Source organism: Bradyrhizobium iriomotense, from assembly GCF_030160715.1.
GTDB classification, from domain to species: Bacteria; Pseudomonadota; Alphaproteobacteria; order Rhizobiales; family Xanthobacteraceae; genus Bradyrhizobium; species Bradyrhizobium iriomotense.
Window position 1 is genome coordinate 1 of the sequence record NZ_BSOW01000043.1, and the last position, 26,664, is coordinate 26,664.

At 64.5% G+C, this 26,664-nt stretch carries 28 protein-coding genes and 1 tRNA gene; 12 read left to right on the forward strand and 17 right to left on the reverse strand.

The genetic code is table 11. The annotated features are described in order from the left end of the window. Positions 1-114: 114 nt before the first annotated feature. The 4 genes from QQL28_RS39390 to QQL28_RS39405 all read right to left on the reverse strand — a co-directional run bounded on the left by QQL28_RS39390 (position 115) and on the right by QQL28_RS39405 (position 2,639). Positions 115-387: a BQ00720 family protein gene (locus tag QQL28_RS39390; protein ID WP_284274347.1), complete on the reverse strand. Its 273-nt coding sequence runs from the start codon at positions 385-387 to the stop codon at positions 115-117. 51 nt (positions 388-438) lie between these two features. Further along, complete coding sequence (locus QQL28_RS39395; protein ID WP_011083554.1) at positions 439-864, reverse strand: Hsp20 family protein; 426 nt, start codon at positions 862-864, stop codon at positions 439-441. Positions 865-1,087: 223 nt separating this feature from the next. Then, positions 1,088-2,272, reverse strand: a complete 1,185-nt coding sequence (locus QQL28_RS39400) for a hypothetical protein (RefSeq protein WP_284274350.1) — start codon at positions 2,270-2,272, stop codon at positions 1,088-1,090. A gap of 22 nt (positions 2,273-2,294) precedes the next feature. Beyond that, positions 2,295-2,639, reverse strand: coding sequence for a RidA family protein (locus QQL28_RS39405; RefSeq protein ID WP_284274352.1), 345 nt, complete (start codon positions 2,637-2,639; stop codon positions 2,295-2,297). Positions 2,640-2,861: 222 nt separating this feature from the next. Between QQL28_RS39405 and QQL28_RS39410 the strand changes: the two genes are divergently transcribed. Next, a complete protein-coding gene (locus QQL28_RS39410; protein WP_284274354.1) occupies positions 2,862-3,803 on the forward strand; it encodes an amidohydrolase family protein in 942 nt (313 codons plus the stop codon). Here QQL28_RS39410 and QQL28_RS39415 read toward each other — a convergent pair. The 4 genes from QQL28_RS39415 to QQL28_RS39430 are packed head-to-tail and all read right to left on the reverse strand — an operon-like array spanning position 3,774 to position 8,276. After that, positions 3,774-4,745 carry an ABC transporter permease gene (locus QQL28_RS39415; RefSeq protein WP_284274356.1) on the reverse strand — a complete coding sequence of 324 codons (972 nt, stop codon included), beginning with the start codon at positions 4,743-4,745 and terminating at the stop codon, positions 3,774-3,776. The genes QQL28_RS39410 and QQL28_RS39415 overlap by 30 nt on opposite strands. Next, complete coding sequence (locus QQL28_RS39420) at positions 4,742-5,701, reverse strand: ABC transporter permease (protein WP_284274357.1); 960 nt, start codon at positions 5,699-5,701, stop codon at positions 4,742-4,744. Before QQL28_RS39420 ends, QQL28_RS39415 begins: the two co-directional genes overlap by 4 nt. After that, positions 5,698-7,203, reverse strand: coding sequence for a sugar ABC transporter ATP-binding protein (locus QQL28_RS39425; protein WP_284274358.1), 1,506 nt, complete (start codon positions 7,201-7,203; stop codon positions 5,698-5,700). Before QQL28_RS39425 ends, QQL28_RS39420 begins: the two co-directional genes overlap by 4 nt. 23 nt (positions 7,204-7,226) lie before the next feature. Further along, entirely contained in the window at positions 7,227-8,276 is a 1,050-nt protein-coding gene (locus QQL28_RS39430; RefSeq protein WP_284274360.1) for a substrate-binding domain-containing protein, read from the reverse strand. A 219-nt stretch (positions 8,277-8,495) separates the two neighbouring features. Here QQL28_RS39430 and QQL28_RS39435 point away from each other — a divergent pair, with 219 nt between their 5' ends. Further along, a complete protein-coding gene (locus QQL28_RS39435) occupies positions 8,496-9,308 on the forward strand; it encodes an IclR family transcriptional regulator (protein WP_284274363.1) in 813 nt (270 codons plus the stop codon). A gap of 39 nt (positions 9,309-9,347) precedes the next feature. Here QQL28_RS39435 and QQL28_RS39440 read toward each other — a convergent pair whose 3' ends face one another. From QQL28_RS39440 to QQL28_RS39465, 6 genes are all read right to left on the reverse strand, one after another. Then, positions 9,348-10,439 carry a sn-glycerol-3-phosphate import ATP-binding protein UgpC gene (locus tag QQL28_RS39440; RefSeq protein WP_284274365.1) on the reverse strand — a complete coding sequence of 364 codons (1,092 nt, stop codon included), beginning with the start codon at positions 10,437-10,439 and terminating at the stop codon, positions 9,348-9,350. A gap of 6 nt (positions 10,440-10,445) precedes the next feature. After that, the gene (gene ugpE, locus QQL28_RS39445; RefSeq protein ID WP_284274367.1) at positions 10,446-11,294 is read right to left on the reverse strand and encodes a sn-glycerol-3-phosphate ABC transporter permease UgpE; all 849 of its coding nucleotides are present in this window, start codon (positions 11,292-11,294) and stop codon (positions 10,446-10,448) included. After that, the gene (ugpA, locus tag QQL28_RS39450) at positions 11,294-12,175 is read right to left on the reverse strand and encodes a sn-glycerol-3-phosphate ABC transporter permease UgpA (protein ID WP_284274370.1); all 882 of its coding nucleotides are present in this window, start codon (positions 12,173-12,175) and stop codon (positions 11,294-11,296) included. The genes ugpE and ugpA overlap by 1 nt, the downstream gene beginning before the upstream one ends. A 48-nt stretch (positions 12,176-12,223) precedes the next feature. Beyond that, positions 12,224-13,543, reverse strand: coding sequence for a sn-glycerol-3-phosphate ABC transporter substrate-binding protein UgpB (ugpB, locus tag QQL28_RS39455; RefSeq protein ID WP_284274372.1), 1,320 nt, complete (start codon positions 13,541-13,543; stop codon positions 12,224-12,226). A gap of 438 nt (positions 13,544-13,981) precedes the next feature. Beyond that, positions 13,982-15,187, reverse strand: coding sequence for a CaiB/BaiF CoA transferase family protein (locus tag QQL28_RS39460; protein ID WP_284274375.1), 1,206 nt, complete (start codon positions 15,185-15,187; stop codon positions 13,982-13,984). A gap of 184 nt (positions 15,188-15,371) precedes the next feature. Continuing rightward, positions 15,372-15,797: an organic hydroperoxide resistance protein gene (locus QQL28_RS39465; protein ID WP_284274378.1), complete on the reverse strand. Its 426-nt coding sequence runs from the start codon at positions 15,795-15,797 to the stop codon at positions 15,372-15,374. Between the two features lie 157 nt (positions 15,798-15,954). Between QQL28_RS39465 and QQL28_RS39470 the strand changes: the two genes are divergently transcribed. Continuing rightward, positions 15,955-16,416, forward strand: a complete 462-nt coding sequence (locus QQL28_RS39470; protein ID WP_027528280.1) for a MarR family winged helix-turn-helix transcriptional regulator — start codon at positions 15,955-15,957, stop codon at positions 16,414-16,416. 50 nt (positions 16,417-16,466) lie between these two features. Here QQL28_RS39470 and QQL28_RS39475 read toward each other — a convergent pair whose 3' ends face one another. From QQL28_RS39475 to QQL28_RS39485, 3 genes are all read right to left on the reverse strand, one after another. Further along, positions 16,467-16,703: a GIY-YIG nuclease family protein gene (locus QQL28_RS39475; protein WP_284274381.1), complete on the reverse strand. Its 237-nt coding sequence runs from the start codon at positions 16,701-16,703 to the stop codon at positions 16,467-16,469. Between the two features lie 165 nt (positions 16,704-16,868). Beyond that, positions 16,869-16,944: transfer RNA gene (locus tag QQL28_RS39480), tRNA-Ala, on the reverse strand. Between the two features lie 66 nt (positions 16,945-17,010). Further along, entirely contained in the window at positions 17,011-17,418 is a 408-nt protein-coding gene (locus QQL28_RS39485) for a TIGR02300 family protein (protein WP_284274383.1), read from the reverse strand. Between the two features lie 191 nt (positions 17,419-17,609). Between QQL28_RS39485 and aroA the strand changes: the two genes are divergently transcribed. The 9 genes from aroA (at position 17,610) to trpA (ending at position 26,609) form a co-directional block, all read left to right on the forward strand. Further along, positions 17,610-18,947, forward strand: a complete 1,338-nt coding sequence (gene aroA, locus QQL28_RS39490; RefSeq protein WP_284274385.1) for a 3-phosphoshikimate 1-carboxyvinyltransferase — start codon at positions 17,610-17,612, stop codon at positions 18,945-18,947. Further along, a complete protein-coding gene (cmk, locus tag QQL28_RS39495; protein WP_284274386.1) occupies positions 18,944-19,582 on the forward strand; it encodes a (d)CMP kinase in 639 nt (212 codons plus the stop codon). Before aroA ends, cmk begins: the two co-directional genes overlap by 4 nt. Before the next feature lie 265 nt (positions 19,583-19,847). Further along, positions 19,848-21,557, forward strand: coding sequence for a 30S ribosomal protein S1 (gene rpsA / locus QQL28_RS39500; protein ID WP_284274388.1), 1,710 nt, complete (start codon positions 19,848-19,850; stop codon positions 21,555-21,557). 355 nt (positions 21,558-21,912) lie between these two features. Continuing rightward, positions 21,913-22,893, forward strand: a complete 981-nt coding sequence (gene sppA, locus QQL28_RS39505) for a signal peptide peptidase SppA (protein WP_284274390.1) — start codon at positions 21,913-21,915, stop codon at positions 22,891-22,893. Between the two features lie 172 nt (positions 22,894-23,065). After that, complete coding sequence (locus QQL28_RS39510; RefSeq protein ID WP_027528287.1) at positions 23,066-23,371, forward strand: integration host factor subunit beta; 306 nt, start codon at positions 23,066-23,068, stop codon at positions 23,369-23,371. 71 nt (positions 23,372-23,442) lie between these two features. Further along, entirely contained in the window at positions 23,443-23,835 is a 393-nt protein-coding gene (locus tag QQL28_RS39515; protein WP_284274393.1) for a lipopolysaccharide assembly protein LapA domain-containing protein, read from the forward strand. Between the two features lie 67 nt (positions 23,836-23,902). Next, on the forward strand, positions 23,903-24,562 hold the full coding sequence (locus tag QQL28_RS39520; protein WP_284274394.1) for a phosphoribosylanthranilate isomerase: 660 nt from the start codon (positions 23,903-23,905) through the stop codon (positions 24,560-24,562). Further along, positions 24,559-25,776, forward strand: coding sequence for a tryptophan synthase subunit beta (gene trpB / locus QQL28_RS39525; protein WP_284274396.1), 1,218 nt, complete (start codon positions 24,559-24,561; stop codon positions 25,774-25,776). Before QQL28_RS39520 ends, trpB begins: the two co-directional genes overlap by 4 nt. Continuing rightward, positions 25,773-26,609 (forward strand): tryptophan synthase subunit alpha, encoded by an 837-nt coding sequence (gene trpA, locus QQL28_RS39530; protein ID WP_284274398.1) that lies wholly within the window; start codon positions 25,773-25,775, stop codon positions 26,607-26,609. Before trpB ends, trpA begins: the two co-directional genes overlap by 4 nt. Positions 26,610-26,664 lie beyond the last annotated feature (55 nt).

The window sequence follows — 26,664 nt, forward strand, 5'->3', positions numbered from 1 at the left end:
CAAGGTCGGCGAACTCCTCGATATCTTCTCCAAAGAGGAATGCGCCAACTATCTCAAAAATTCAGGCTATGTTTCCGTATAAAAACATCATGCTCTAAGCGCGTGCGCGTCGCGTCAGTGCACGCTCACCGCCTGCAACTCGTTGCTCCAGGCATTGGCGATCGCGGCTTCGCGGCTGTCGGTCAGCATGATCGGCGTGCCGTCGGCGGCGTGGAGCGCGAAAAGTTTCAGACCCGGCGCAATCTTGGGCGCCTCGGGAAACAGGCCTGGCACGTCCTCGGAGCGGATCTGCTTCACATAGGCGATGTGGCCTTCGCCAAGGGTCGCCAGCGTCTCGGCTGAGACATTCTTGGCTTCGTATTCGAACGCAACGTGACCTTCACTCATGGTCTCGACTCCTCTCTCGAAATTAAGCGGTCGAGTCCGCTACTCGTTCCATTATTCGTGCTCATTGATAGCGATTGTCTTAACGATCCTTTCCGGTTCCGGCCGGGCAAGATCGATCGACAACAGACCGTTCTTCAGATCCGCCCCCAGCACGAGCATCCCCTCCGCCAGCACGAAGGTGCGCTGGAAGTGGCGCGCGGCGATGCCGCGATGGATGTATTGCCGGGTCTTGTCGTCCTGCTGCCGCCCGCGGATCACGAGCTGGTTTTCCTCAATGGTTACATCGAGTTGGTCGCGGGTGAAGCCGGCGACCGCCAGCGTGATGCGCAAGCGCTCGGGTTGGCCGTCCGACCGGTCGCACCTCTCGATATTGTAGGGAGGATAGCCGTCGGCGCCCTTCACGACACGATCGAGCACGCGCTCGATCTCGTCGAAGCCCAGAAGGAACGGACTGGATAACGTGGGAACACGAGACATAGTTTACAAAGTCCTCGCGGAAAGCGACTTTGACGTTTCAGGGCCCTGAATGGCACCCCTTGTGACCCAATATGGGCACATCCCCGTGCAGGTTCAAGCACCTAGCGGGCGCCCTGCACAGCGGTGATTTCGGGGTTCCACGCCAGCGGGCCCCCCATGCCGGATCCTTTGCATGGGGTTGTTTTCGACATTTTTTATCGCCCGGCTCGGGAAGCCTCAGGCCTCACCCCGGAATCGACCCGATCGCTGCTTTCACCCATCCGAGCCGAGGACGAGGAATAAGGCCGTAATTGTAGAAGCTGAGACCTTCGGCGCCGCCACGGACGGCGCTTTGCACTTGCGCCGCAAGCTCGAGCCCCGAACGGAACTCCGGATAAAGCAGCCGGAAACCGGCACCCAGGTAACGGTCAGGGCCGAGCTTCCGGCGCCCTTCGTGAAACAGCCCTTCCACGTCTTCAGGGGACATCGCGTAGGCGCACAGAATCGCACCGTCGCAGAGACCGGCAACTTCGCTCAGCTCGCACCCTCCGAGCCAACCATCCTTCAGGTCGATGAGATAAACCTTGGTGTCCGGATGCGTTCGGGCGCGAAGCTCCGAGATGAGTGTGAGAACAGGATTCGAGCGCCAGGCGAGGTAGTCGTACAGTGCCGGGCTTGCTCGAAAACCTTCGATCCCGCAGCGCGGGAAGTCGGGCAGGCGAGGCTGGGGCACTTCACGCTCACAGGCTTCAACGATCCATTGGCAAACCACGGCCCGCGCCGCCTTCACGTCGACCCCGGCTCCCGCGGCGGCCACCATGCATGACGGGCAAAAGCACAGCGAGAGCAGGAAGTCGTCCTCGGGCGTCAGCCCCACCGCGTCCTTTTCGTGGTGGTATTCATGCGCAAAGCCCATGAAGCCCGGGCTTTCGAGCTCGATCACATCCGGCCGGTAGCGGTGCGAAATGTCCTCGACGAGCGCGCCCACATAAGCCCGCACGTCCGGATGCGAGGGGCAGAGATTGTAATAATTGGGATCGCCGAACGCGTTCCGCGTCACTGCTTCGGGATGCATCATGCCGAGGCGGGTGTTGTGCAGGCACACGGTCCAGCAAGAGACCCGCGGGCCCCCGGCATCGCGCCGGGCAATCAGCGCGGCGAGCACATCCCCGCCCTCGCGGACGATGTCGGCGACCTTGGGCTGGATACGAAGATCCGCCCAAAGTTTCGGGGTCGGCTCGAAATAGATCGTGCCGTCCTCGGGGAAATACGCCTTTCGCTTCGGGCTTCGCGGCTGGAGAAAGCGCCCGGCGTGATACGACGTCGCAAGGCTGATCGTGTCGATCCCAGCTGTGCCGAGCTCGGCGATCACCTCGTCCACGCCGATATCCTGCACGTCCCACGGATAGGTCCACATCGAAAAGTGCATGCGGGAATCCTCGCCTCAGCCGTCAGACCGCGGCCGTCGCGCTGATCTCGATCCTGAGGTCGGGATCGGCCAGCCGTGCCTCCACGCATGCCCTCGCCGGCGGCCGCGCAGGATCGATCCACTCGCGATAGACGCCGTTCATGGCCTCGAAGTCCGAGATGTGGGGCAGGAAGACGTTGAGTGCGAGGAGCTTCGATTTGCTCGTTCCGGCCAGCGACAGCAGGGCGTCGATCTTGGCCAGCACATCGCGGGTCTGGCTCTCGATGCCGGCCTTGCGATCATCGGCCACTTGCCCGGCGATATAGGCGAGGCCGTTGTGCACCACCACCTGCGCCATGAGCGGTCCAACCTTGTGATAGTCTGTCATCGCATTGCCTCCGGTTGCTCTCGTCGCGTCCCAATTCGTTCGGCCGAAATTGGTCGGATCATTGTGCGATCCTTCCACCGCACGCTAAAGCGCGATGAATCTAGGTTGAATCGTCATCGCGCTTTAGCTCCTTGTTTGAGCACGATCTTTTCGGAAAACCGCTTCACACTTTTCCGGATCGTGCTCTAGTATCGCGTCCTGTCGTTTCCTTGCGCGGTGCCCATGGCGATCTATCGCGGACCGATCGTGGACGCCCATCATCACCTCTGGGATCTCGCTCTCGGCCGTCACGCCTGGCTCCGTTCCACGTCGAAGGATCGCGGCGCGCTCGGCGATCTCGCGCCCATTCGCCGCACGCATCTGCCTGCTGATTACCGCGTTGCGGCTGCCAATCAGAACGTCGTCGCAACCGTGCATTGCGAGGCTGGTTGGGACGTCGCCGATTGTGTCGGCGAAACCCACTGGCTCGAATCGCTCGCCCGCGAAGATGGTGTGGCTATCAGCTATGTCGCGCAGGTGCCGCTCAAGGCGGCCAAAGCCGCGGCCCTCGTTGCGCAGCAGGCGGGGTTTGCCCGCGTGTGCGGCATTCGCGACGCACTGGCATGGGACTCCGACCCCGCCAGGCGCTTTGCCGCCGCCGGCGATCTCATGACCGATCCGGGTTGGCGATCCGGCTTTCGCGCGCTCGGCGACCACGCCTTGAGCTTCGACGCGCTGGTGTTTCCCCGCCAGCTCGATCAGTTGCGGCAGCTCGCAACCGACTTCCCCAACCAGCTCATCATCCTCAATCATTGCGGCAGCCCGATCGATCGCGATCCCGAGGGAATGCGGCACTGGGCGGAGGCGCTGGGCCGCCTGGCGGCGGCGCCCAATGTCGCCATCAAGATCTCCGACTTGGTCGCCTACGATCACCACTGGACCCTCGACAGTCTGCGCGAGGTGACGCTGCGCTGCGTCGATTGCTTCGGGCCCGGGCGCGCCATGTTTGCCAGCGACTTCCCGGTCGCCGGGCTGCATGCGAGCTTCGATGACATCTTCGAGGCGTTCAAAGCCATCGTCTCCGATTTCTCTGAGTCCGACCAGCGCGCTCTTTTCTGCGACACCGCCGCGCGCCTCTATCGCCTGGATCTGCCGTCACCGCCGCTGCCTCTCGCGTCCCGATAGCAACAGCAATGCCATGATGAGCGTGCCGAAAAGGATATTCCGCCATCCGGCGGACGCGTTGAGCATGGTGATGAGCGCGGTGATGGTGACGAGGAGGATCGCTCCGGGGATCGTCCCCGCATAGGTGCCGCGCCCGCCCAGGATCGAAGTGCCGCCCAGCACCACCGAGGCAATCGACGCCAGGAGGTAGGAATCGCCGATCCCCACATAGCCCTGTCCGTTGACACCGAGCACGAGCGCGCCGGCGAGGCCGGCCGTGAAGCCGCTGATGGCATAGACGGCGATCGTGGTCGAACGGACGCCGATACCCGACAGCGAGGTCGCGAGCGGATTGGTCCCGAGCGCGAACAGGCGCGCGCCGAACGGCGTCTTGTGCAGCAACCACAGCGCAATGGCCGAAGCGAGGAGCCACAGCAGGACGGATGCTGAAATTCCGCCGGGCCGGGCGTTGCCGAGCCAGCTCAGCACCGCGTTCTGCGCCGAGATCGCACTGCCGCCGGCGATGAGGATGAGCACGCCCTGCAGGAACGTCGCCATGGCCAGCGTCATGATCATCGGATGGACGCGAAGCAAGGCGATCCCAAGTCCGTTGAGCGCGCCGATCAGCGTCGCGCAGAGGAGGATGAAGAGGGCCGGCGCGGTCCCCGTCGGGTCCGCCAACCAGGTGACGAGCGGCACGCCGATGGCGCTCACCGTGACGATTGCGCCGACCGAGAGATCGATCCCGCCAGCGACGACCACGAGGGTCTGTCCAATCGACACGAGCCCGACGATGGCCGCGAGCTCGAGCAGATAGCGCAGGTGGCGCCAGCCGCCGAAGCCGGGCTGGAAGAAGGAGGCGCCGATCCAGGCAAGCGCGACCATGGCGACAGTGAGCATCGGCCGGCTACGCAGCACGGCCTGCCAACGCGCGGCGGCAAATCGCTCGGTGGGACTCGTCATGTCCTGGGCCTCCGCATGGCGGCGATCTCGGGAAGGGCGACGGCGACGACGATGATCAGTCCCTGCGCCACGTACTGGGCGACCGGCGGCAGCCCGAGAAAGAACATCACGCTGATCATGATGCTGAGCAGCAGGCTGCCCGCCAGGGCGCCCCGCATCGTGCCGCGTCCGCCCAAAAAGCCGACCCCTCCCAGCACCGCCGCCGCGATCGAATTGAGCGTGAACGCATTGCCGATCACCGGATCGCCCGCGCCGGTCTGCGCCGCAACGAACAGCCCCGCTGCCGCGCACAGCAGGCCGCTCAGTCCATAGGCGGCGATACGCGACAGATCGACCGGCGCGCCCGACCGGTAGGCGCCCACCGGGTTCTCTCCCGCCGCGTAGAGGCTGAGGCCGAGCGGTGTCGCCAGATAGAGCTTCCACAGCAGTACCACGAGAACGAGCAGCCCGAGTGCGACCGGCGTGTTGCCGGCCAGCAGGTCGGAGAACCAGGCCGGCACCGCGCCACCGGGGCGCGGCATGATCAGCAGCGCCCATCCGGCGATGATGAAGGAGGCGGCTAACGTGACGACGATGGCGGGCAGGCCCAGGCGAACGACGATCCAGCCCGAGGCAAGCCCGGTCGCCGCGCCGACCAGCAGGACGACGGCCGAGCCGCCGGCGACGCCGAGCGGGCCGGCGAGCAGCGTCGCCGCGATCACCCCGCCGAGGCTCACCGTGGCGCCGATCGACAGGCTGATGCCTCCCGCCAGCATCAGCACCGCCTGCGCCATCGAGACGAGCGCAAGCGGAAACCAGTTTTGCGAGAATTTGGAAATGCCCCCGGTGCTGAGCAGTCCGGGGAAAAGATAGACATAGAGCGCGATGAATGCCGCGACGACGGCGAACAGCCACCATAGCCCGCGGTTTCGCACATTCTGGATGCGCCAGTAGAGCAGCGAGGTGGAGGTCGTCATGCAGCGGCTCCTGGCACGGCCGATTCCATGGCCGCAGAAACGATCGCTTCCTCGCTCAGCTCGGTCCGCTCGAGCACGCGCACCAGGCGCCCGGCGCGCATGACGGCGACGCGGTCGCAGAGGTTGACCAGCTCGGGCGTATCGGAGCTCAGCAGCACCACGGCGCGGCCCTCCGCCGCGAACCGGCGCAGCAGCGCGTAGATCTCGCGCTTGGTGTCGACGTCAACGCCGCGCGTTGGATCGTTGAGCAGCAGCACCGGCGGGTCGCTGGGCAGCCATTTGGCGAGCGCCACCTTCTGCTGGTTGCCGCCCGACAGTGCCTGTACCTCGCGCGTGAGATCGCCCTTGATGCCGAGCCGGTCCGCAAGGGCGATGGCGCGTTCTCGCTCGCTCGCCGTGCGCCGCATGGCGAGCGAGGGGGCGCGTCCGAAGCTCGGGATCATGAGATTCCAGGCAATCGAGTGGATGAGGTGGAGGCCCTCCCGCTTGCGGTCGGCTGGCACATAGGCGAGCCCGCGCGCATTGGCCTGCGGAACGGAGCGCGGCAGCCCGACGACGCCGTTGAACTCGGCTCTCCCTGCGACTGCCGGGATCGCACCATAGAGCCCGAGCAACAGATCTTCCTGGCCCTGGCCGACGAGGCCGCCGACGCCCAGCACCTCGCCGCGCCGGATCGTCATGGCAACGTCGCGCACCATGCCGGCGGAGAGTCCTTCGACCGCAATGATCGGCGCGGGTTCTGCCGAGGGCGTCCAGCGCGGAAAGAGATCACCCGGCTCGCGCCCCACCATCAGCCGCACCAGCCCCTGGGCGTCGACGCCCCCAAGCGACCGGTCGGCAGTTACGACGCCGTCCTTGAGCACCGTCACCCACTCGCACAGCGCCAGCACTTCGTTGAGCCGGTGCGAAATGTAGAGGACCGCGGTGCCCGCATCCCGCAGGCGCCGCAGCACCGCCATCAGATTGGCCGCCTCATGGGCCGAGAGCGAGGAGGTCGGCTCGTCGAGGATCAGCACCCTTGGCTTACGGAACAGCGCCTTGGCGATCTCGACCAGCTGCTGCTGCCCGAGCGGCAGGTCGCCCACCGGGCGCGCCAGGTCCTGCTCGAGGCCAACCAGCGCACACACCTCGTGCGCCCGCCGCATCAGCGCGGAATAGTCGATCAGCCCGAGCCGCCGCGGCAGCGCGCCCATCCCGACGTTTTCGGCGATCGAAAGCTGACTGGTGAGGCTCAGCTCCTGCTGCACGACGGCGATGCCGGCGGCGCGCGCGATGGCCGGCCGGACCGCGGCGTGGCGGACGCCGTCGATGTCGATGTCTCCGGCGTCGGGGGCGAGGGCGCCCGACAGGATGCCGATCAGCGTGGATTTGCCCGCGCCGTTTTCACCAAGCAGGGCGTGGATCGTGCCTGCCCGCAGCGTGATTGAAACGTCGTTCAGGACCCGGTTGGAAAAGAACGACCGGCTGATCGAACGGGCCGCAACGATGGCGTCTTGGGTCATGGGTTGCGGCCCGTCCCGTGGGCTTACTTCTGGGCCAGCAGTTGGTCGAACAGCCCGTCGCTGTAGGGCGAATAGATGTAGCCGTCCGCCGGGAAGTCACCGGCCTTGGCGAGGTACTCGCCGACATTGGCGTTGCTGATCACCGGCAGCGGGATCTTGACGAAGGCGGGGACGTCCTTGCCTTGCAGCGCCTGCACCGCGGCATAGGTCGCGAACGCGCCCAGCCAGTTGGGCTGCATCGTCGCCCAGGCCTTGAGGTTCTTGGACTTCCACATCTCGAGGAACTGCCGCGCGTTTTCGCCCGTGATCGGAACCATCGGGCGGCCTTCCTTGTCGAGCGCGTTGATGGCGCCTGCCGAGAGCGCACCGCCCAGCGACAGGATGCCGTCGATCTGCTGGTTGGCGAACAGCAGGTTGGTCACCGCTTCCTGTGCCGGCGCCACGTTGTAGGCCGTGTTGGTCTCGGTGAGGATCTTGATGTCGGGATGCGCGGCCAGCACCGGCGTTGCGCCCTTGCGGCGGTCGTCGCTCACCGACACGCCGGCCGGACCGTTGAGCACGATGATGTTGCCCTTGCCGCCCATGGCGTCGATCAGCCAGGTCGCGGCCTGGGCGCCCCACTGCGCCGAGTCGGTGTTGATCTTGGCAGTCACCTGGTCGGTATCCACCAGGCTGTCGAAGTTCATGATGGCGATGCCCTTGGCGCAGGCAGCGGCGAGCACGCGGGCCGGCGCGCTGGACGAGCCGGCGATCAGGATGATCGCGTCGACATTGGCATCGATCATCGACTGGATCTGCTGGATCTGGGTGTTGGCGTCACCCTGCGCGTCGGTGACCACCAGCTTGGAGACCAGGCCCTTGGCCTTGAGCGCGTCGACTTCCTTTTCGATGGTGCCCTGGGTCTCCTTCATCCAGGTGGGCACCGAGTAGATGTTGGCCCAGCCAATCGTATAGGGCGGCTTGCGATCGCCCTTGATGCAATTGGCGGCGGCGTGGGCCTGCCCTACGAGGCCGACCAGTGTCGCTACGCCCAGGCAGGCGAACGCCGCTGCCCGAAGAAGAACATTCTGCATGACCTGCACTCCTGTGTGATGGTCGAAGCACGCGGTGAACCAAGCTCCCGGCAACTATGCGCCTACCCCGTCCACGCCCTCCAACGTCTCCATTGACATGTCCGCTATAATGAACATATGCCTCTTACAACGGACATACGCAAAGCTATTTCGTCATTTCGCGTGGTGCAATAGGAAAAGGTGGGCGACGTCGGCTCCCCGTGATCAGGTGCTTTGAGAATGCAGACCAAGATCAAGACCAACGAGACGCCAGGGCGAAGAGCCAGGGGTTTGGATAGGGCGTTCGACATTTTGGACTATCTGCGCGAGCGGAAATCGCCGGCGCGCCCCAACCAGATTGCGGTTGCGCTTTCAGCGCCGCGGTCCACCGTTTACGAGCTCATCGCCGCGCTTCTCGAGGCCGGCCTGCTCGAGCAGACCGATGCCGAGGGGAACGTCTTCCTGGGGCGGAAGCTCTATTTTCTCGGCCTCGCTTACGAAGCCAATTTCGATCTTACGCGGGAGTGTCGCGCTTATCTCGACAGGCTGGCCATCGAGACCCGCGAGACGGCACAGCTCTGCATGCTTGATGGCAACAAATATACGGTTGCCATGATGCGCGAGGGCGCGCGCCCTTTTCGCATCAGCTCGAATGTCGGTGAGCCCGTCCCGGTTCCGTGGACGGCCTCAGGCAGGCTCCTTGTCTCGCACATGACTGACGAGGAGATCTTGGAATTCATTCCTGCGGCGGATTTTGTGTTGCCGACCGGCGCCACGCTCAACCCAAGAACCTTCATCGCCGAGGTTCGCCAGGCCGACAAAGCCGGTTTCTTCTCCTTCGAGACGCTCGCCGACAATTTTACGCGCTGCTTCGCCGCTCCCGTGCGCGATCATGGCGGTCGCTGTGTGGCGACGCTCTGCCTCATCGCGCCGCGAAACGATGCCCAACAGTACTTCGAGCGGTACAAGGCGACACTTCTCGATGCGGCCGCCGATCTGTCGACCAAATTGACGTCGCGCTCTCTGCCTTCCAGTCGAACGATTTCCCTTTGAACGGGCACCGACGTCGACTGAACCGGCAGTCGGGAAGCCTCAGGCTTCGATCCGTTTTCGTCCGTCGCCGCTGAACAGGTGCAGCTTCTCGCGCACCGCCGCGATGCGGATCTTCTGGCCGATCGCGGGGGCCTCGGCCCCGGGGATCCGGACGATGACCTCGCCGGGCGGCAGCTCGCCCGGCGTCGCGGCGACCGGCTGCTCGTCCTGCCGGCGCGAGCCGTAGACGAAGGTTTCGGCGCCGACCCGCTCGATCGCTTCCACGGTGAGGGCAAGCGCGACACCGCCGGCCGGCGTCTGGTCGGTGATGACGAAGTCCTCGGGGCGGATGCCGAGGATGCCGGCCTCGGCCGCGCGGCCGTCGGCGCCTAGCTGAGTCTTGATCTCGTCCGGCCGCGTCGACATCAGATTCATCGGCGGCGCGCCGATGAAGGACGCGACGAACGTGGTGGCCGGCTTCTCGTAGATCGCGAGCGGATTGCCGACCTGCTCGACCTGGCCGCCATTCATCACGACGAGGATGTCGGCCAGCGTCATCGCCTCGAGCTGGTCGTGGGTGACGTAGATCGACGTCGTGTTCAGCCGGCGCTGCAATTTGCGGATCTCGACGCGCATCGCGATGCGCAGCTTGGCGTCGAGATTGGACAGCGGCTCGTCGAACAGGAACACCTTCGGCTGCCGCACGATGGCGCGGCCCATGGCGACGCGCTGACGCTGGCCGCCGGACAGCTGGCGCGGCTTGCGCTCGAGCATCGGTGCGAGCTCGAGCACGCGCGCTGCCTCTTCCACACGGGTCTTGATCTCGGCTTCCGCCATGCCGCGGTTGCGCAGGCCATAGGCCATGTTGTTGTAGACGCTCATATGCGGATAGAGCGCGTAGTTCTGGAACACCATCGCGATGTCGCGATCGGCGGGCTCGACCTGGTTGACGACGCGGCCGCCGATGTCGATCTCGCCGCCGCTGACGGTCTCGAGCCCCGCGACCATGCGGAGCAGCGTCGACTTCCCGCAGCCGGAAGGACCGACCAGCACGCAGAACTGTCCGTCGCCGACATCGACGTCGACGCCCTTGATGGCCTCGAAGCCGCCCGGATAGGTCTTGCGGACGTTGCGCAGGGTGACGTTAGCCATGAAAACTCACTTCTCCGTCTCGACCAGGCCGCGCACGAACAGTTTCTGCATCACGACGACGACGAACACCGGCGGCAGCATCGCGAGCACGGCGGTCGCCATCACGACCGGCCATTCGGTGAGTGCGTCGCTGGTGGTGATCATCTTGCGGATGCCGACCTGTATGGTCTGCATATCGTCGCGCGTCGTGATCAACAGCGGCCAGAGATATTGATTCCAGCCGAGGATGAAGAGGATCACGAACAGCGCCGCCATGTTGGTGCGCGACAGCGGCAGCAGCGTATCCCAGAAGAAACGCAAGGGACCGGCGCCGTCGATGCGCGAGGCTTCCAGGAGCTCGTCCGGCACCGTCATGAAGAACTGTCGGAACAACAGCGTCGCGGTGGCCGACGCGATCAGCGGCAGCGACAGGCCGGCATAGCTGTCGAGCATGTGCAGGTCGGCGACGATCTTGTAGGTCGGATAGATGCGCACCTCGACCGGCAGCATCAGGGTGATGAAGATGATCCAGAAGATCGGCATCCGGAACGGGAAGCGGAAATAGACAATTCCATAGGCTGAGATGATCGAGATCGCGATCTTGCCGACCGCGATCAGTATCGCCATGATAAGCGAGTTGAGCATCATGTTGGCCACGGGCTCGCGGGTCGAGCCGCTCGTGCCGACGAAAATCGTCTGGTAGTAGACTTCGAAGAAATGCCCGCCCGGCAAGAGCGACATCTGACCGTTGGCGATCAGCGCGTTGTCTTGGGTCGAGGCGACGATCGCGATGTAGACGGGGAAGGCGACGATCGCGATCCCGATCCAGAGGATGACGTGGGCGACATAGCGCCGAAAGCCCTCTTCCTCGACCATCAGTAGGTCACCTTGCGTTCGACGAAGCGGAACTGGATTCCCGTCAGCACGATGACGATGACCATCAGGATGACCGATTGCGCCGCGGAGCTGCCGAGATTGCCGCCGAGCAGGCCGTCGGAATAGACCTTGTAGACCAGCGTTTCCGTCGCCTTGCCGGGGCCGCCGCGCGTCATGGTGTCGATGATGCCGAAGGTGTCGAAGAAGGCATAGACGATGTTGATGACCAGGAGGAAGAAGATGGTCGGCGACAGCAGCGGGAAGGTCACGGTCCAGAACCGCCGCATCGGGCGGGCGCCGTCGATCGCGGCGGCCTCCATCACGCTCTTCGGGATGGCCTGAAGACCGGCTAGGAAGAACAGGAAATTGTAGGAGACCTGCTTCCAGGCGGCGGCGAGGATGACCAGCGTTGCTGCCTGGTTGCCATCTAGCAGCGGATTCCAGTCGATGCCGGCGGCGCGCAGATAACGAGAGATCACGCCCAGCGAGGGATGCAGCATGAAGATCCAGAGCACGCCGACCACGGGCGGTGCAACAGCATAGGGCCAGATCAGCAGCGTGCGATAGAGCGCGCCGCCGCGGAGCGGCTTGTCCGCCATCACCGCGAGCAGCAGCGCGAGCGATAGCGACGAGACGGCGATGGCGAAGGAGAAGAAGAACGTCCGGACGATCGCCTCGAAATAGGCCGGCTCATTGAACAGCTCCTGATAATTGTCGAACCAGACGAAGCTGGTCGACAGACCGAAGGCGTCCTGAAGCAGGAAGGACTGGATCGCGGCCTGCAGGGCAGGCCAGTAGAAAAAGATCAGGACGATCGCGAGCTGCGGCGCAACCAGCGCGAACGGCAATAGCCTGGATTGGAAAATGGCTTGCTTTTGCATGATGTGAGGTGAGCGGCAGGCCGCGAGGTCGGCCTGCCGCTCATCGCCTTATTTCACGGCGGTCTTTTCGAACTGCCGGAGCATCGTGTTGCCGCGTTCGACGGCGGCATCGAGCGCCTGCTTGGCGGTCTTCTTGCCGGCGAGCGCCTGCTCGATCTCTTCCGACCAGACGTCGCGGAGCTGCACCATGTTGCCGAGCCGCAGGCCGCGCGAATTCTCGGTCGGCTCCTTGTTGGTCAGCTCGATCAGCGGCGTTTCGAGATAGGGCTGATCCTTGTAGAAGCCCTCTGCCTTGGCCTTCTCATAGGCCGCCTTGGTGATCGGCAGGTAGCCGGAAGCCTTGTGGATGTAGACCTGACGATCGGTGTCCGACAGGAAGGTCAGGAATTTTGCGACACCCTTGTACTCATCGGGAGTCTTGCCGCCCATCACCCAGAGCGAAGCGCCGCCGATGATCGAGTTCTGCGGCGCGCCCTTGGCGTCGGGATAATAGGGCATCGGCACCGCAGTGAAGTTGAACTTGGCCTGCGCCTTGACGTTGCCGAAGAAGGCCGACGACGTCAGATAGATCGGGCATTCGCCGGCGGTGAAGCGGCCTTCGCCGGTGTTGGTGCGGCCGGAATAGTCGTAGGTCTTGTCTTTCTGAAGCTCGACCAGGTTTTCGAGATGCTTGACCTGGAGCGGACCGTTGAACTGAAGAACCGTGTCAAAGCCGTCGAGGCCATTGGCCTTGGTCGAGAGCGGCACGTTGTGCCAGGCGGAGAGCTGCTCGAGATTGACCCAGGTCACCCAGGAGCCGGAGAAGCCGCAATTGGAATAGCCGGCGGCCTTCAGCTTCTTGGCATCCTCAAACACTTCCGGCCAGGTTTTGGGAATGTCGGCGATGTTCGCCTTCTTGAGCGCGTCGAGATTGATCCACATGACGGTGGACGACGAGTTGAAGGGGAAGGACAGCATCTCGCCCTTCGACGTCGAATAGTAGCCGGTGATCGCGGGCAGGTAGACCTTGGGGTCGAACTTCTCGCCGGTCTCTGCCATCAGCTTGTAGACCGGTTTGACGGCGCCGGTCGCGGCCATCATGGTCGCGGTGCCGACTTCGAACACCTGCATGATGTGCGGCGCGTTGCCGGCGCGGAAGGCCGCAATGCCGGCGTTCATCGTGTCGGGGTAGTTGCCCTTGTATGTCGGAATGACCTTGTAATCGCTCTGCGACGCATTGAAGTCGTTGGCGAGCTTGACGATGACGTCGTTGTTGGCGCCGGTCATCGCGTGCCACCACTGGATTTCAGTCACGGCCAGCGCCGGCGAGGCGGCAAAACCGAACGTGGCGGCAATGGCGGCAGCCGCAGCAAATTGTCGAAGAGCCATCAAGAAACCTCCCTTGGGCCGTCATCAAAGAGCGCTTGCGCTAGCAGCGCCATGTGACGTTCACATGACTGTGTAAGCGGCTGAAACGAAAGCGGCAAGCGGGGCAAAAGGGAAGCTGTCAAATAGGCGAAGACGCCTGCGCAAGGCCCCCGTTCGCTGCGCACTATCGTGCCCGCGCCGCAGTGCGGCATCGGTTGATGCAAGGCTGACGAGCAGGCCGCAGGTTCGAAAACCTCTCCCGCTTGCGGGAGAGGCAAAGGCCGCCGCGGCCGACCTCTTGAGAGACGCCGAGGCGAAGCCTCGGCTACGGCGTAGCGCCGGGTGAGGGCTCTATCCTCGTTGGGAGTCTCTCTGCGGAGCTACCCTCTCCCCAACCCTCCCCCGCAAGCGGGGGAGGGAGCGCACCTGCGTTGCCGCTCGATTTGTTCTGATCGGTCCCTAGCGCTTGCGCTCGGGACCGCAGACCACGCCGGTCTCGACCATCGCCTCGATCTCGGCCCTGGAATATCCGAACTCGCCGAGCACTTCAGTGGCGTGCTGGCTGAATTTCGGCGGCACGCGGCGCAGGCTCGGCTTGCTGCGATCGAGCCGGATCGGCGAGGCGACGCCCTTGTACCAGTCCTTCTCGATAATATCGCCGCGGTAGACCGTGTGCGGATTGTTCAACGCCTGGTCGATCTTTTGCACGGGACCCGCCGGCAGACCTGCCGCGAGCAGGCGGTCGCACAGCGGCTCGGCCTCGTGCTTGCTGAACACCGCGGCAAGTTCGGCGCGCAGCGCCTCGCGATTGGCGATGCGGTCCTTGTTGCGGGCAAAGCGCGGGTCGGTGCCGAGCTCGGGCTTGCCGATCTCCTTGGCCAGCTTGCGGAACGTGCCGTCATTGCCGACGCCGATGAAGATGTCGTCGGTCCGGGTCGGGAAGATCGCGTAGGGCACGAGGTTGGGATGCTCGTTGCCGGTCAGGCCAGGCGGCTTGCCGTGCATGAAATAGTTCGCGGTGTGCGGATGCATGATGGCAAGGCCGGTCTCGTAGAGCGTGGTCTCGAGGAATTGCCCCCGACCCGAGCGTTGCCGCTCCGACAGCGCCATCAAAATGCCGATCGCCGCATAAAGCCCGGTGGTGATGTCGACCAGCGGCACGCCGATCCGCATCGGCCCGCTCTCGCGCGAACCCGTCGCCGCGATCATGCCGGTCATCGCCTGGATGATCGCGTCATAGCCGGGATTGCCGCCGCGCGGACCATCGGCGCCGAAGCCGCAGATCCGGCAATGCACGAGGCGCGGGAATTTCTCGCGCAGCACCGCGTTGCCGATGCCCCATTTCTCCAGCGTGCCGGGCTTGAAATTCTCGATCAGGACGTCGGCCGTCTCCAGCATTTTGAGCAGCACGAGGCGGCCGCCCTCGGAGGCGAGGTCGAGGCCGATCGAGCGTTTGTTGCGGTTGATGCCGACGAAGTAGGCGGCGTCCTCCTCATGGAACGGAGGTCCCCATTCGCGCACCTCATCGCCCGCGGGCGGCTCGACCTTGATCACGTCGGCGCCGTGGTCGGCGAGAATCTGGGTGCAATAGGGGCCGCCGAGCACGCGCGTGAGATCGATGACGCGCAGTCCGCTCATTGCGCCGAGTGCGGCTTCGGAAGTCATGACGGCAACCTTCGTTTCGGCTCGTTGATCTCTGTTCGATCACAGGCCTAGCGAGGTTCGCGTGAGCCGGCAATGGCTCCCGGGGTAGGGCTGCATGCACTGCCGCTCCCAATCCCGCGGCGTGGCATATCAAGGCGGTGAGTGGCTGGCTCGAGGGGGATCCCGGGCCAGCCGGCCTTTGGCGTCACGCAACCTTCAGGCGGACGTCGACGTTGCCACGGGTCGCATTGGAATACGGGCAAACCTGATGGGCCTTTTCGACCAGCGCCTCGGCCTCCGCGCGGGGAACGCCGGGCACCGAAACCAGAAGATCGATGTCGAGGCCGAAGCCGCCTTCCGAGCGCGGGCCGATGCCGACCGTCGAGGTCACCGAGGTGTCGGCGGGAACCTTCGGCCCGCCCTGGGAGGCCACGAACTTCATCGCGCCGATGAAGCAGGCGGCATAGCCGGCCGCAAACAGCTGCTCGGGGTTGTTGCCCGCCCCGCCTCCGCCGCCGAGCTCCTTCGGGGTGGTGAGCTTCACGTCCAGCGCGCCGTCGAGGGTCGCAGCGTGGCCGTCGCGGCCGCCGGTGGCCTTGGCGCTGGTCTTGTAGAGGACATTCACGGACATCTTGGGTCTCCCTGGTTTCCGGTTGGGGTGCGTCGTATATTGCAGACAATTAGATTGCGCGCAATATAAATTGCGCGGCCTCACATTTAATTGTTCGCAATTGAATGTGCCGGCGCTCCGCCCCAGAATGTCGAAGCGATTCTCGTGAGGTCTTTCCATGGCTCGGAAACAACTGGCCGCCGACCAGCCGCTGCGGCTCGATAACCAGATCTGCTTTGCGGTCTATTCCGCCGCGCACGCCTTCAACCGCGTCTACAAGCCGCTGCTCGACCGGCTCGGCCTGACCTATCCGCAATATCTGGTGATGCTGGTGCTGTGGGAGCGCGACGGCGTGCCGCTCAAGGATATCGGCGAGAGGCTGTTTCTGGACTCGGGCACGCTCACGCCGCTGCTCAAGCGCCTGGAGGCCGCACAGCTCGTCAAGCGCACGCGCTCGACCGAGGACGAGCGCCAGGTGCTGATCGCGCTGACGCCGCAGGGGCAGGCGCTGAAGGACAAGGCACGCAGCGTGCCGCAGTCGATCCTGGCCGCGTCCGACTGCACGGTGCCGGAGCTGGTCGCAATGAAAAACGAGATCGTCGCGCTGCGCGACAGGCTGAATGCGGTGATTGGGGAGTAGGGGGCTGGCGGCCCCAGGCTACACACTCAGCCTTCGCTCTCTGTTATGGGTCAGAGGCGCTTCTTCGCGAAAGCACGGCCGGAAGCCGACTTCAGGTACCTTTCAAATGCGATCGCCTGAGCTGCATCGCTGAAGGCGACGTAGGTCTTAATGCGCCAGGGGCCGTACTTTGATGTGTGCGGAACTTCCCCAGCATTGTGCTTCGCTAATCGGGCGCGCAGATCGTCGGTAATGCCGATGTAAAAATGCTCGGCGTCAAGGCTTTCAAGAATGTAGACGTACTTCATATGGCGTTCCCCAGACCTTCAGATCTGGGACCATGGTATCTCAGGCAAAGTTTTTGCCGAGGCCCGGCTTCGCCCTTCGGGCTACGCCGCGGCAGCCTTCGCTAGCTTCGCTACGATAGAGCGGAGCTGGCTTGCCGAGCCGAAGCTCGCGAAGCGAGCGAAGGCTGGTGGAGCCAGGCGGGATCGAACCGCCGACCTCTTGCATGCCATGCAAGCGCTCTCCCAGCTGAGCTATGGCCCCTTAACCATCCGACGCGTCTTGGGCGGCGCGTCGGGAAAGACCCAGAACCACAGTTCTGGAATTATCTCAAGTCTCTTCATCGCCTCCGACATCACCAATGATGTCGGTCACGTCCTCATCGCCCTCTTCGTCGTCGGCGATGAAGGTCGAATCATCGTCATCGTCGTCCTCGATGGTCTCGTCGACTTCGATGTCGTCCTCGGATTCCGGTACGGCCGCCTTGACCTTGCCGGTGTTCTCCTCGGCATCGGCCTCCTCGAGGGAGACCATCTCTTCGGCCTCGGCCGGCGCCGGCGTGGTGTCCTGCGCCATGCTGCGCGCTTCGGCGCCGCGGGTCGGGCGCGCCGGCGCCACCGGCGCAATCGGCACCACCTCGCCAGTATAGGGCGAGATCACCGGATTCTTGTTGAGGTCATAGAACTTTTTGCCCGTGGTCGGGCAAATGCGTTTGGTTCCGAGTTCGGACTTGGCCACGGCAGGAATCCTGGGAATGTCTGAAAAGCGGTGCTTCACTTGGCTAGTTGGCGGCCCGCTGTCAATAGCGCATTGCGGAAGAAAGACATGCCCGTGACGGCGGGCTGACCATGTGTTACCTGCGCCCGCGAGCCCCCAGGGACACTACAAGGACACTCAAAGGCCATCCGCGGGCATTCAAGGACACAATCTTGACCCATTCCGACCAACCGAGGCCGCTCCAGTCGCGCGCCAGCGGCGCCCTGACCGGGAAAGTACGGGTGCCCGGAGACAAGTCGATTTCCCACCGCTCGCTCATTCTGGGCGCGCTGTCGGTCGGCGAGACCCGGATCACCGGCCTTCTGGAGGGCGAGGACGTCCTCAACACCGCCAAGTCGATGCAGGCGCTCGGCGCCGCGGTCGAGCGCACCGGGGATTTTGCCTGGCGCGTGCGCGGGGTCGGGGTTGCCGGCTTTGCCCAGCCCAAGGCGCCCCTGGATTTCGGGAACTCCGGGACCGGCTGCCGGCTGGTGATGGGGGCGGTTGCAGGCTGCCCGATCTCGGCGGTGTTCGATGGCGACACCTCGCTGCGAACCCGTCCGATGCGGCGGATATTTGATCCCCTCGAGAAGATGGGCGCCAAGGTCATCGCCGTCGTCGAAGGCGGCAAGCTGCCGCTGACCCTGCAGGGCGCGCGCGATCCCCTGCCGATCACCTACAAGACCCCGGTGGCCTCCGCCCAGATCAAGTCGGCGGTGCTGCTGGCAGGCCTGGCTGCGCCGGGAACGACGACCGTCATCGAGAGCGAGGCGAGCCGCGACCACACCGAGCTGATGCTCAAGCATTTTGGCGCGGACATCACGTCGGTGATGGAGGGCCAGCATGGCCGCCGCATCACGCTGGTCGGCCAGCCCGAGCTGCATGGCGCCGCTGTCGTGGTGCCCGCCGATCCTTCCTCGGCGGCCTTTCCGGTCGTTGCCGCACTGATCGCCGAGGGCTCCGACGTCGTGCTGTCCGACGTCATGACCAATCCGCTGCGCACCGGGCTCTTCACGACGCTCCGCGAAATGGGCGGCGCGATCGAGGAGAGCGAGGTTCGCGGCGATGCCGGCGAGCCGATGGCGAGCTTGCGCGTCCGCGCCTCGAAACTGCGCGGCGTCGAGGTGCCGCCGGAGCGCGCGCCGTCGATGATCGACGAATATCTGGTGCTCGCGGTGGCGGCGTCCTTCGCTGAAGGCACGACCATCATGCGCGGCCTGCACGAGCTGCGCGTCAAGGAATCCGATCGGCTCGCGGCGACCGCCGACATGCTGCGCGTCAACGGCGTGAAGGTCGAGATCTCCGGCGACGATCTGATCGTCGAGGGCAGGGGCCATGTGCCCGGCGGCGGTCTCGTCGCCACCCATATGGATCACCGGATCGCGATGTCGGCGCTGGTGATGGGCTGCGCGTCAGATCAGCCGGTGAAGGTCGACGACACCGCCTTCATCGCCACCAGCTTTCCCGACTTCATTCCGATGATGCGTTCGCTGGGGGCCGATTTTTCATGATCATCGCCATCGACGGCCCCGCGGCCTCGGGTAAGGGAACGCTCGGCAAGCGCCTCGCGCATCATTACGGCTATCGTCACCTCGATACCGGAGTGATCTACCGCGCGGTGGCCCATGCGCTGATAGAGGCGGGTGCCGAGCTGCGCGACGAGGCCGCGGCCGTCGCAGTGGCGTTGGAGCTTGACCCCGAAAAATTCGGCAATCCTGTCCTGAAGACCCAGCGGATCGGCGAGGCCGCCTCCGTGGTCTCGGCAATTCCCAGGGTTCGCGAGGTCCTGGTCAATTTCCAGCGGCAATTTGCCGCCGACCCGCCCGGCGCGGTGCTCGACGGCCGCGATATTGGAACCGTGATCTGCCCTGATGCCGACGTGAAGATCTTCGTCGTCGCCGACCCCAAAGTCCGCGCCCGCCGCCGCACCATGGAGGCCAGGGCACGGGGCGAGGAGGCGGACGAAGCAGCGGTGCTCGCCGACATCATCGCGCGCGACGAACGCGACCAGAACCGGCCGATCGCGCCTTTGAAACCGGCCGCGGATGCTTACTTGCTAGATAACTCCCAACTGGATATAGAAGGCGGCGTCCGGGCCGCCATCGACATTATCGAGGCCGTCCGAGCGGGCCGTCCGCGGACTTGAGCCGCGGTCGTCATTGGAGGAAGAGCCCGCTCCCGTTCTTGAAGGTCGATATTCCGGTCCCGATTTGGGACCGGCGACGATTTAAGGCTCCGGAAACAATTCAACGTATCGAACGCGCGGGCTCTCGCCGGCCCGCTCCTGCTGCTTTCGGAAAAGATCCGAGGCAACGAGCGGTCGCTCGAAGGTTTTGCGGACCTTCCGACACTGCGCGCGCGATACGCCCATAAACCCAACGGCCGGCAAGACGTCCGCAACTGGAGAACAAATGGCTTCGACTTCCGCTAATACCTACAGCCCCTCGCGCGACGATTTCGCCGCGATGCTCGACGAGTCCTTCGCAGGCGGCAATCTGCAGGAAAGCTCCGTCGTCAAGGGCAAGGTTGTTGCAATTGAAAAGGACATGGCCGTCATCGACGTCGGCCTGAAGACCGAGGGCCGTGTCGCCCTGCGCGAATTTTCCGGCCCCGGCCGTGACAGCGATCTCAAGGTCGGCGACGAGGTGGAAGTGTTCCTCGATCGCATCGAAAACGCCCTCGGCGAGGCCGTGCTGTCGCGCGACAAGGCGCGCCGCGAAGAGAGCTGGGGCAAGCTCGAGAAGGCGTTTCAGAACAACGAAAAGGTCAACGGCGTCATCTTCAACCAGGTCAAGGGCGGCTTCACCGTCGACCTCGACGGCGCCGTGGCGTTCCTGCCGCGCTCGCAGGTCGACATCCGTCCGATCCGCGACGTTGCGCCGCTGATGAACAACTCGCAGCCGTTCCAGATCCTCAAGATGGACCGCCGCCGCGGCAACATCGTCGTCTCCCGCCGTACGGTGCTGGAAGAGACCCGCGCCGAGCAGCGTCAGGAGCTGGTGCAGAACCTCGAAGAGGGTCAGGTCATCGACGGCGTGGTCAAGAACATCACCGATTACGGTGCGTTCGTTGATCTCGGCGGCATCGACGGCCTCCTGCACGTCACCGACATCGCGTGGCGCCGCGTCAACCACCCGACCGAGGTGCTCTCGATCGGCCAGACCGTGAAGGTCAAGATCATCAAGATCAACCACGAGACGCACCGCATCTCGCTGGGCATGAAGCAGCTGCTGGATGATCCGTGGCAGGGCATCGAAGCCAAGTACCCGCTGGGTGCCCGCTTCACCGGCCGCGTCACCAACATCACCGACTACGGCGCGTTCGTCGAGCTCGAGCCGGGCATCGAAGGCCTGATCCACGTCTCCGAGATGTCGTGGACCAAGAAGAACATGCACCCCGGCAAGATCGTCTCGACCTCGCAGGAAGTCGAGGTGCAGGTGCTCGAAGTCGATTCCGTCAAGCGCCGTATCTCGCTCGGCCTCAAGCAGACCATGCGCAACCCCTGGGAAGTCTTCGTCGAGAAGCATCCGACCGGTTCGGTGGTCGAGGGCGAGGTCAAGAACAAGACCGAGTTCGGTCTGTTCCTGGGCCTCGAAGGCGACGTCGACGGCATGGTCCACCTCTCCGACCTCGACTGGAAGCTTCCGGGCGAGCAGGTGATCGACAACTACAAGAAGGGCGACGTGGTGAAGGCCGTCGTGCTCGATGTGGACGTCGAGAAGGAGCGGATCTCGCTTGGCATCAAGCAGCTCGAAGGCGACCCCTTCGCCGAGCCGGGCGATGTCAAGAAGGGCGCGGTCGTGACCTGCGAAGTGCTCGAAGTGAAGGAAGCCGGTATCGAGGTGAAGATCGCCGGTACCGACTTCACCACCTTCATCAAGCGCTCCGAGCTTGCCCGTGACCGCAACGACCAGCGCGCCGAACGCTTCGCCGTCGGCGAGAAGGTCGATGCCCGCGTCATCCAGTTCGACAAGAAGGCCCGCAAGGTCCAGGTGTCGATCAAGGCGCTCGAAGTCGCCGAGGAGAAGGAAGCCATCGCGCAGTACGGCTCCTCCGATTCGGGGGCGACGCTCGGTGACATCCTCGGCACCGCGCTCAAGAACCGCGGCGAGAACAAGTAAGCGGATTACCGCCTCTGCAAGCATCAAAGCCCCGGCGATCCGCCGGGGCTTTTTGTTGTGGCAAACTCAATCGTCGTCCCGGCGAAGGCCGGGACCCATACCCACAAGGAGTAATTGTGGCGCGAGCTGGTAACTCCTAGTCTCCGCCAAACTCAATCCTGTGGTAATGGGTCCCGGATCAGCGCTCCGCTTCGCTGCGCTTGTCCGGGACGACGAACGTGCGTGTGGCAAGATCTCAGCCTCCGCCAGACCAGGCCTTCAATTCTTCAAAATGCCTCGCAATTGATGTATCCAGATAAGTGAATGGTCACGCTGCGACTGCAAAAGGCGTGAGCCCACATTTGGAGATTTTTCGATGTCGCTCGATTCGGACATCATCGTCGATCGCCGCCGGATCCGCCGCAAGCTGACCTTCTGGCGCGTCGCTGCCGCGCTGATCGCGATCGCGGCGATTGCAGGCTTTGCGCTGGTCGCGACGCCGGGCGCGCGCGGCACATTCGCCTCCGCCGGCTCGATCGCGCGGGTCCAGATCGATGGCCTGATCCGCAGCGACGCCGAGCGCACCCAGGCGCTCGAGCGGCTGGAGAATTCGCGCGCGGCCGCCGTCATCGTTCACATCAATTCGCCCGGCGGCACCACCGCCGGCTCCGAGCAGCTCTATGATTCGCTGACGCGGCTGAAGGCGAAGAAGCCGCTCGTCGTGGTGGTCGAGGGGCTTGCCGCTTCGGGCGGCTACATCACCGCGATCGCGGCCGATCACATCATCGCCCAGCAAAGCTCGCTGGTCGGCTCGATCGGCGTCTTGTTCCAGTTTCCGAACGTCACCGACCTCCTGAAGACCGTCGGCGTGAAGGTCGAGGAGGTGAAATCCTCGCCGTTGAAGGCTGCGCCGAACGGTTTTGAGCCCACCAGCCCCGAAGCGCGCGCCGCGCTCGATGCGCTGGTGAAGGACTCCTATGCCTGGTTCAAGGGACTGGTGAAGGAGCGCCGCGCCATGGATGACGCGCAGCTCGACAAAGTTGCCGATGGCCGCGTTTTCACCGGCCGGCAGGCGATCGAGCTGAAGCTGATCGATCAGCTCGGCGACGAGAAAACCGCGGTGACCTGGCTCGTCGAGCAGAAGGGCGTCAAGAAGGACCTGCCGGTCCGCGACTACAAGCTCGAGCCTCGTTTCGGCGATCTGCCATTCCTCAAGACGGCGGCCACCGTCACGCTCGAAGCGCTCGGTTTGAGCTCGCTGGCGCATCAGATCGAGCGCAGCGGCGTCGCGCAGGCGGTCGATCGGATCGGTTTGGACGGAATGCTCGCGCTATGGCAGCCCGCCGCGTCAAATTGACCGGAACCGGGCGAGGCTGAGATGGTTTTCCCGTTCGGCGGGTATTGTGACAGACCCCCTTCCAGGCCTTTGTCACGTACTTTAGCGCTGTCCAAACTTGATTTAGCGTCTTGACAGTTCAAGGCATTTTCACGGAAATGGTCATCCGCACGCTTCCGGGTCCTATCTCTCGATGATCAAATCCGAACTTGTTCAGCGCATCGCCGAGCACAACCCGCATCTGTACCAGCGGGATGTCGAGAACATTGTGAATGCGATCCTCGAGGAGATCGTCGCAGCGCTCGCGCGCGGCGATCGGGTCGAGCTGCGCGGTTTCGGTGCTTTTTCGGTGAAGCATCGCCCCGCGCGCGCAGGGCGCAACCCGCGCACCGGCGCCCATGTGCCCGTCGACCAGAAGAGCGTCCCGTTCTTCAAGACGGGCAAGGAAATGCGCGAGCGGCTGAACCGCGACCATCCGGACCCTGGCGGGCCAGACTAGGGCTGGCGCCCAGGTTGACCGGCGTGGCCGCTTGATGCGGCCACAAGCATGATTCAAGGCGAGCGATCGAGATGCGAAAATTCCTGACCGCGTTGATCGTGATTCCGCTGGCCCTGCTTCTGGTGGTGTTTGCCGCCGCCAACCGGCATTTCGTGACGGTGTCTTTCGATCCCTTCAATTCGGCCGACCCGGAACTGTCCCGCCAGGTGCCGCTGTTCCTGCTGCTGATCCTGGTGGCTGTCCTCGGGGTGTTGGCCGGCGGCTGCGCCGTCTGGTTCGGTCAGCGGCATTGGCGCCGCGCGGCGCGCCGGCATGAGGCCGATGCGCGCTCGGTGCGGGCCGAATTGGCCGACCTCCGGGCCTCCCTGGCCGTCTCGCGGCCCGAACCGCAGCGCCTGCCGGCCCCTGTCGGAGCCGGCCTTTACAGCCCCGTCGGGCGAGACAAGCAGCGCGCGACGTTGTAGAAGCGGCCGCATCGAAAATCCAGTTTTTCCGGCCGCGCACCCTGCGGCCTCCACGCGCCTTGAGACCATGTCCCTGCTCGTTAAAATCTGCGGCCTGTCCACGCGCGAGACGCTTGACGTCGCGCTCGACGCCGGCGCCGACATGGTGGGGTTCGTGTTCTTTCCACCCTCGCCCCGGCACCTGTCGCTGGAAGTCGGGCGCGATCTCGGCCGCCAGGTCAAGAAGCGCGCGCTCAAGGTCGCGCTCACGGTGGATGCCGACGATGCGACGCTCGACAACATCATGGACGCGCTGTCGCCGGACATTCTCCAGCTGCACGGCAAGGAGAGCGTCGCGCGGCTGCGCGACATCAAGCAGAAGTTCGGCCGCCCGGTGATGAAGGCGCTGCCCATCGAGACGGCGGCCGATCTCGCGGTATTGCCCGGCTACGCCGTGGTCGCCGACCGCATCCTGTTCGATGCCCGTCCGCCCAAGGACGCAACCCGGCCCGGCGGGCTGGGCGCGCCCTTCGACTGGCACCTCCTGGAAAACCTCGATCTGAAGCTGCCCTATATGGTCTCGGGCGGGTTGCACGCCCAGAACGTCGCGGAGGCCCTCCGCCTCACCCGCGCCGGCGGCGTCGACGTCTCCTCCGGCGTCGAGAGCGCCCCCGGTGTGAAGGACCCGGAGATGATCAAAGCCTTTATTCGCGCCGCGCGCGCCACCCAAGAGTTGAGCGTACGATGAACATCGCCAAACCAAATTCCTATCGCAGCGGCCCTGACGAGCGCGGTCACTTCGGCATCTTCGGCGGACGTTTCGTCGCCGAGACCCTGATGCCGCTGATCCTCGATCTGGAGAAGGCGTACAACGCGGCCAAGGCCGATCCGGCCTTCCAGGCCGAGATGAACGGCTATCTAAAAAACTATGTAGGCCGGCCCTCGCCGCTCTATTTCGCTGAGCGTCTCACCGAACACCTCGGCGGCGCAAAAATCTACTTCAAGCGCGAGGAGCTGAACCACACCGGCTCGCACAAGGTGAACAACGTGCTCGGCCAGATCATGCTGGCGCGGCGCATGGGCAAGAAGCGCATCATCGCCGAGACCGGCGCCGGCCAGCACGGCGTCGCCACCGCGACGCTGTGCGCGCGGTTCGGCCTCGAATGCGTGGTCTATATGGGCGCCGTCGACGTCGAGCGGCAGCAGCCCAACGTCATCCGCATGGAGATGCTGGGGGCAAAGGTGTTTCCGGTGCAGTCGGGCACGCGCACGCTGAAGGACGCGATGAACGAGGCGCTGCGCGACTGGGTCACCAACGTGCACAACACCTTCTATTGCATCGGCACGGTCGCAGGTCCCCATCCCTATCCGACGCTGGTGCGCGACTTCCAGTCGGTGATCGGCAACGAGACCAAGGTGCAGATGCAGGAGGCCGAAGGCCGGCTGCCGGATTCGCTGGTCGCCTGCATCGGCGGTGGCTCCAACGCGATGGGTCTGTTCCATCCCTTCCTCGACGATCCCTCGGTCGAGATCTTCGGTGTCGAGGCTGCGGGCCACGGGCTGACGCAATTGCATGCGGCCTCGATTGCGGGCGGCCGTCCCGGCGTGCTGCACGGCAACCGCACCTATCTCCTGATGAACGAGGACGGCCAGATCCAGGACGCGCATTCGATCTCGGCCGGTCTCGACTATCCCGGCATCGGTCCCGAGCATTCCTGGCTGCACGAGATCGGCCGCGTCAACTATCTCTCCGCGACCGATGACGAGGCGCTCGCAGCATTCCAGCTGTTGTCGCGGCTCGAAGGCATCATCCCGGCGCTGGAGCCGGCGCACGCCATCGCCAAGGTGATGGAGCTCGCGCCGAAGCGGCCCAGGGATCACCTGATGGTCGTCAATCTCTCCGGCCGCGGCGACAAAGACGTCCCGCAGGTCGGCGATATCCTGAGGGGCAAGACCAAGTGACCACGCGTATCGATACCCGTTTCGCCGAGCTGAAGAAGCAGGGCCGCTCGGCCTTCGTCACCTTCGTGATGGCCGGCGATCCCGATCCGGCGACGTCGCTCGAGATCATCAAGGCGCTTCCGAAGTCAGGCGCTGACGTGATCGAGCTCGGAATGCCCTTCACCGATCCGATGGCCGACGGTCCGTCGATCCAGGCCGCCGGGCTTCGCGCGCTCAAGGCCGGCATGACGCTGAAGAAGACGCTGGATCTCGTGCGCGGCTTCCGCAAGGACGACGACACGACGCCGATCGTGCTGATGGGCTATTACAATCCGATCTACATCTACGGCGTCGACAAATTCTTAGGTGATGCCAAGAGCGCTGGCATCGATGGCCTGATCATCGTCGACCTGCCGCCGGAAGAGGACGACGAGCTCTGCCTGCCGGCGATGAAGGCTGGCCTGAACTTCATCCGCCTGGCGACGCCGACGACCGACGACAAGCGTCTGCCGGCGGTGCTCGCCAACACCTCGGGCTTCGTCTACTACGTCGCCATCACCGGCATCACTGGTGCGGCCGCTGCAGATGCCACGGCCGTGAGCGGCGCGGTTGCCCGTATCAAGCGGCACACCAAACTGCCGGTCTGCGTCGGCTTCGGCATCCGCACGCCGGAGAACGCCCGCGCGATTGCGTCCCATGCGAACGGCGCGGTGGTCGGCACCGCGCTGGTCGATGCGCTCAAGAACAGCCTCGATGCCGAGGGCCGGGCGACCAGCAAAACCGTTAACGCCGTTGCCGAGTTGACCGCATCCCTCGCCCAGGGTGTGCGGGGCGCGCAGCAGGCGGCGGAATAGGCCATAATTCCGCTTCTAACGCGGACCACACGGCGGCTTGCCGGGGGAACTCCCG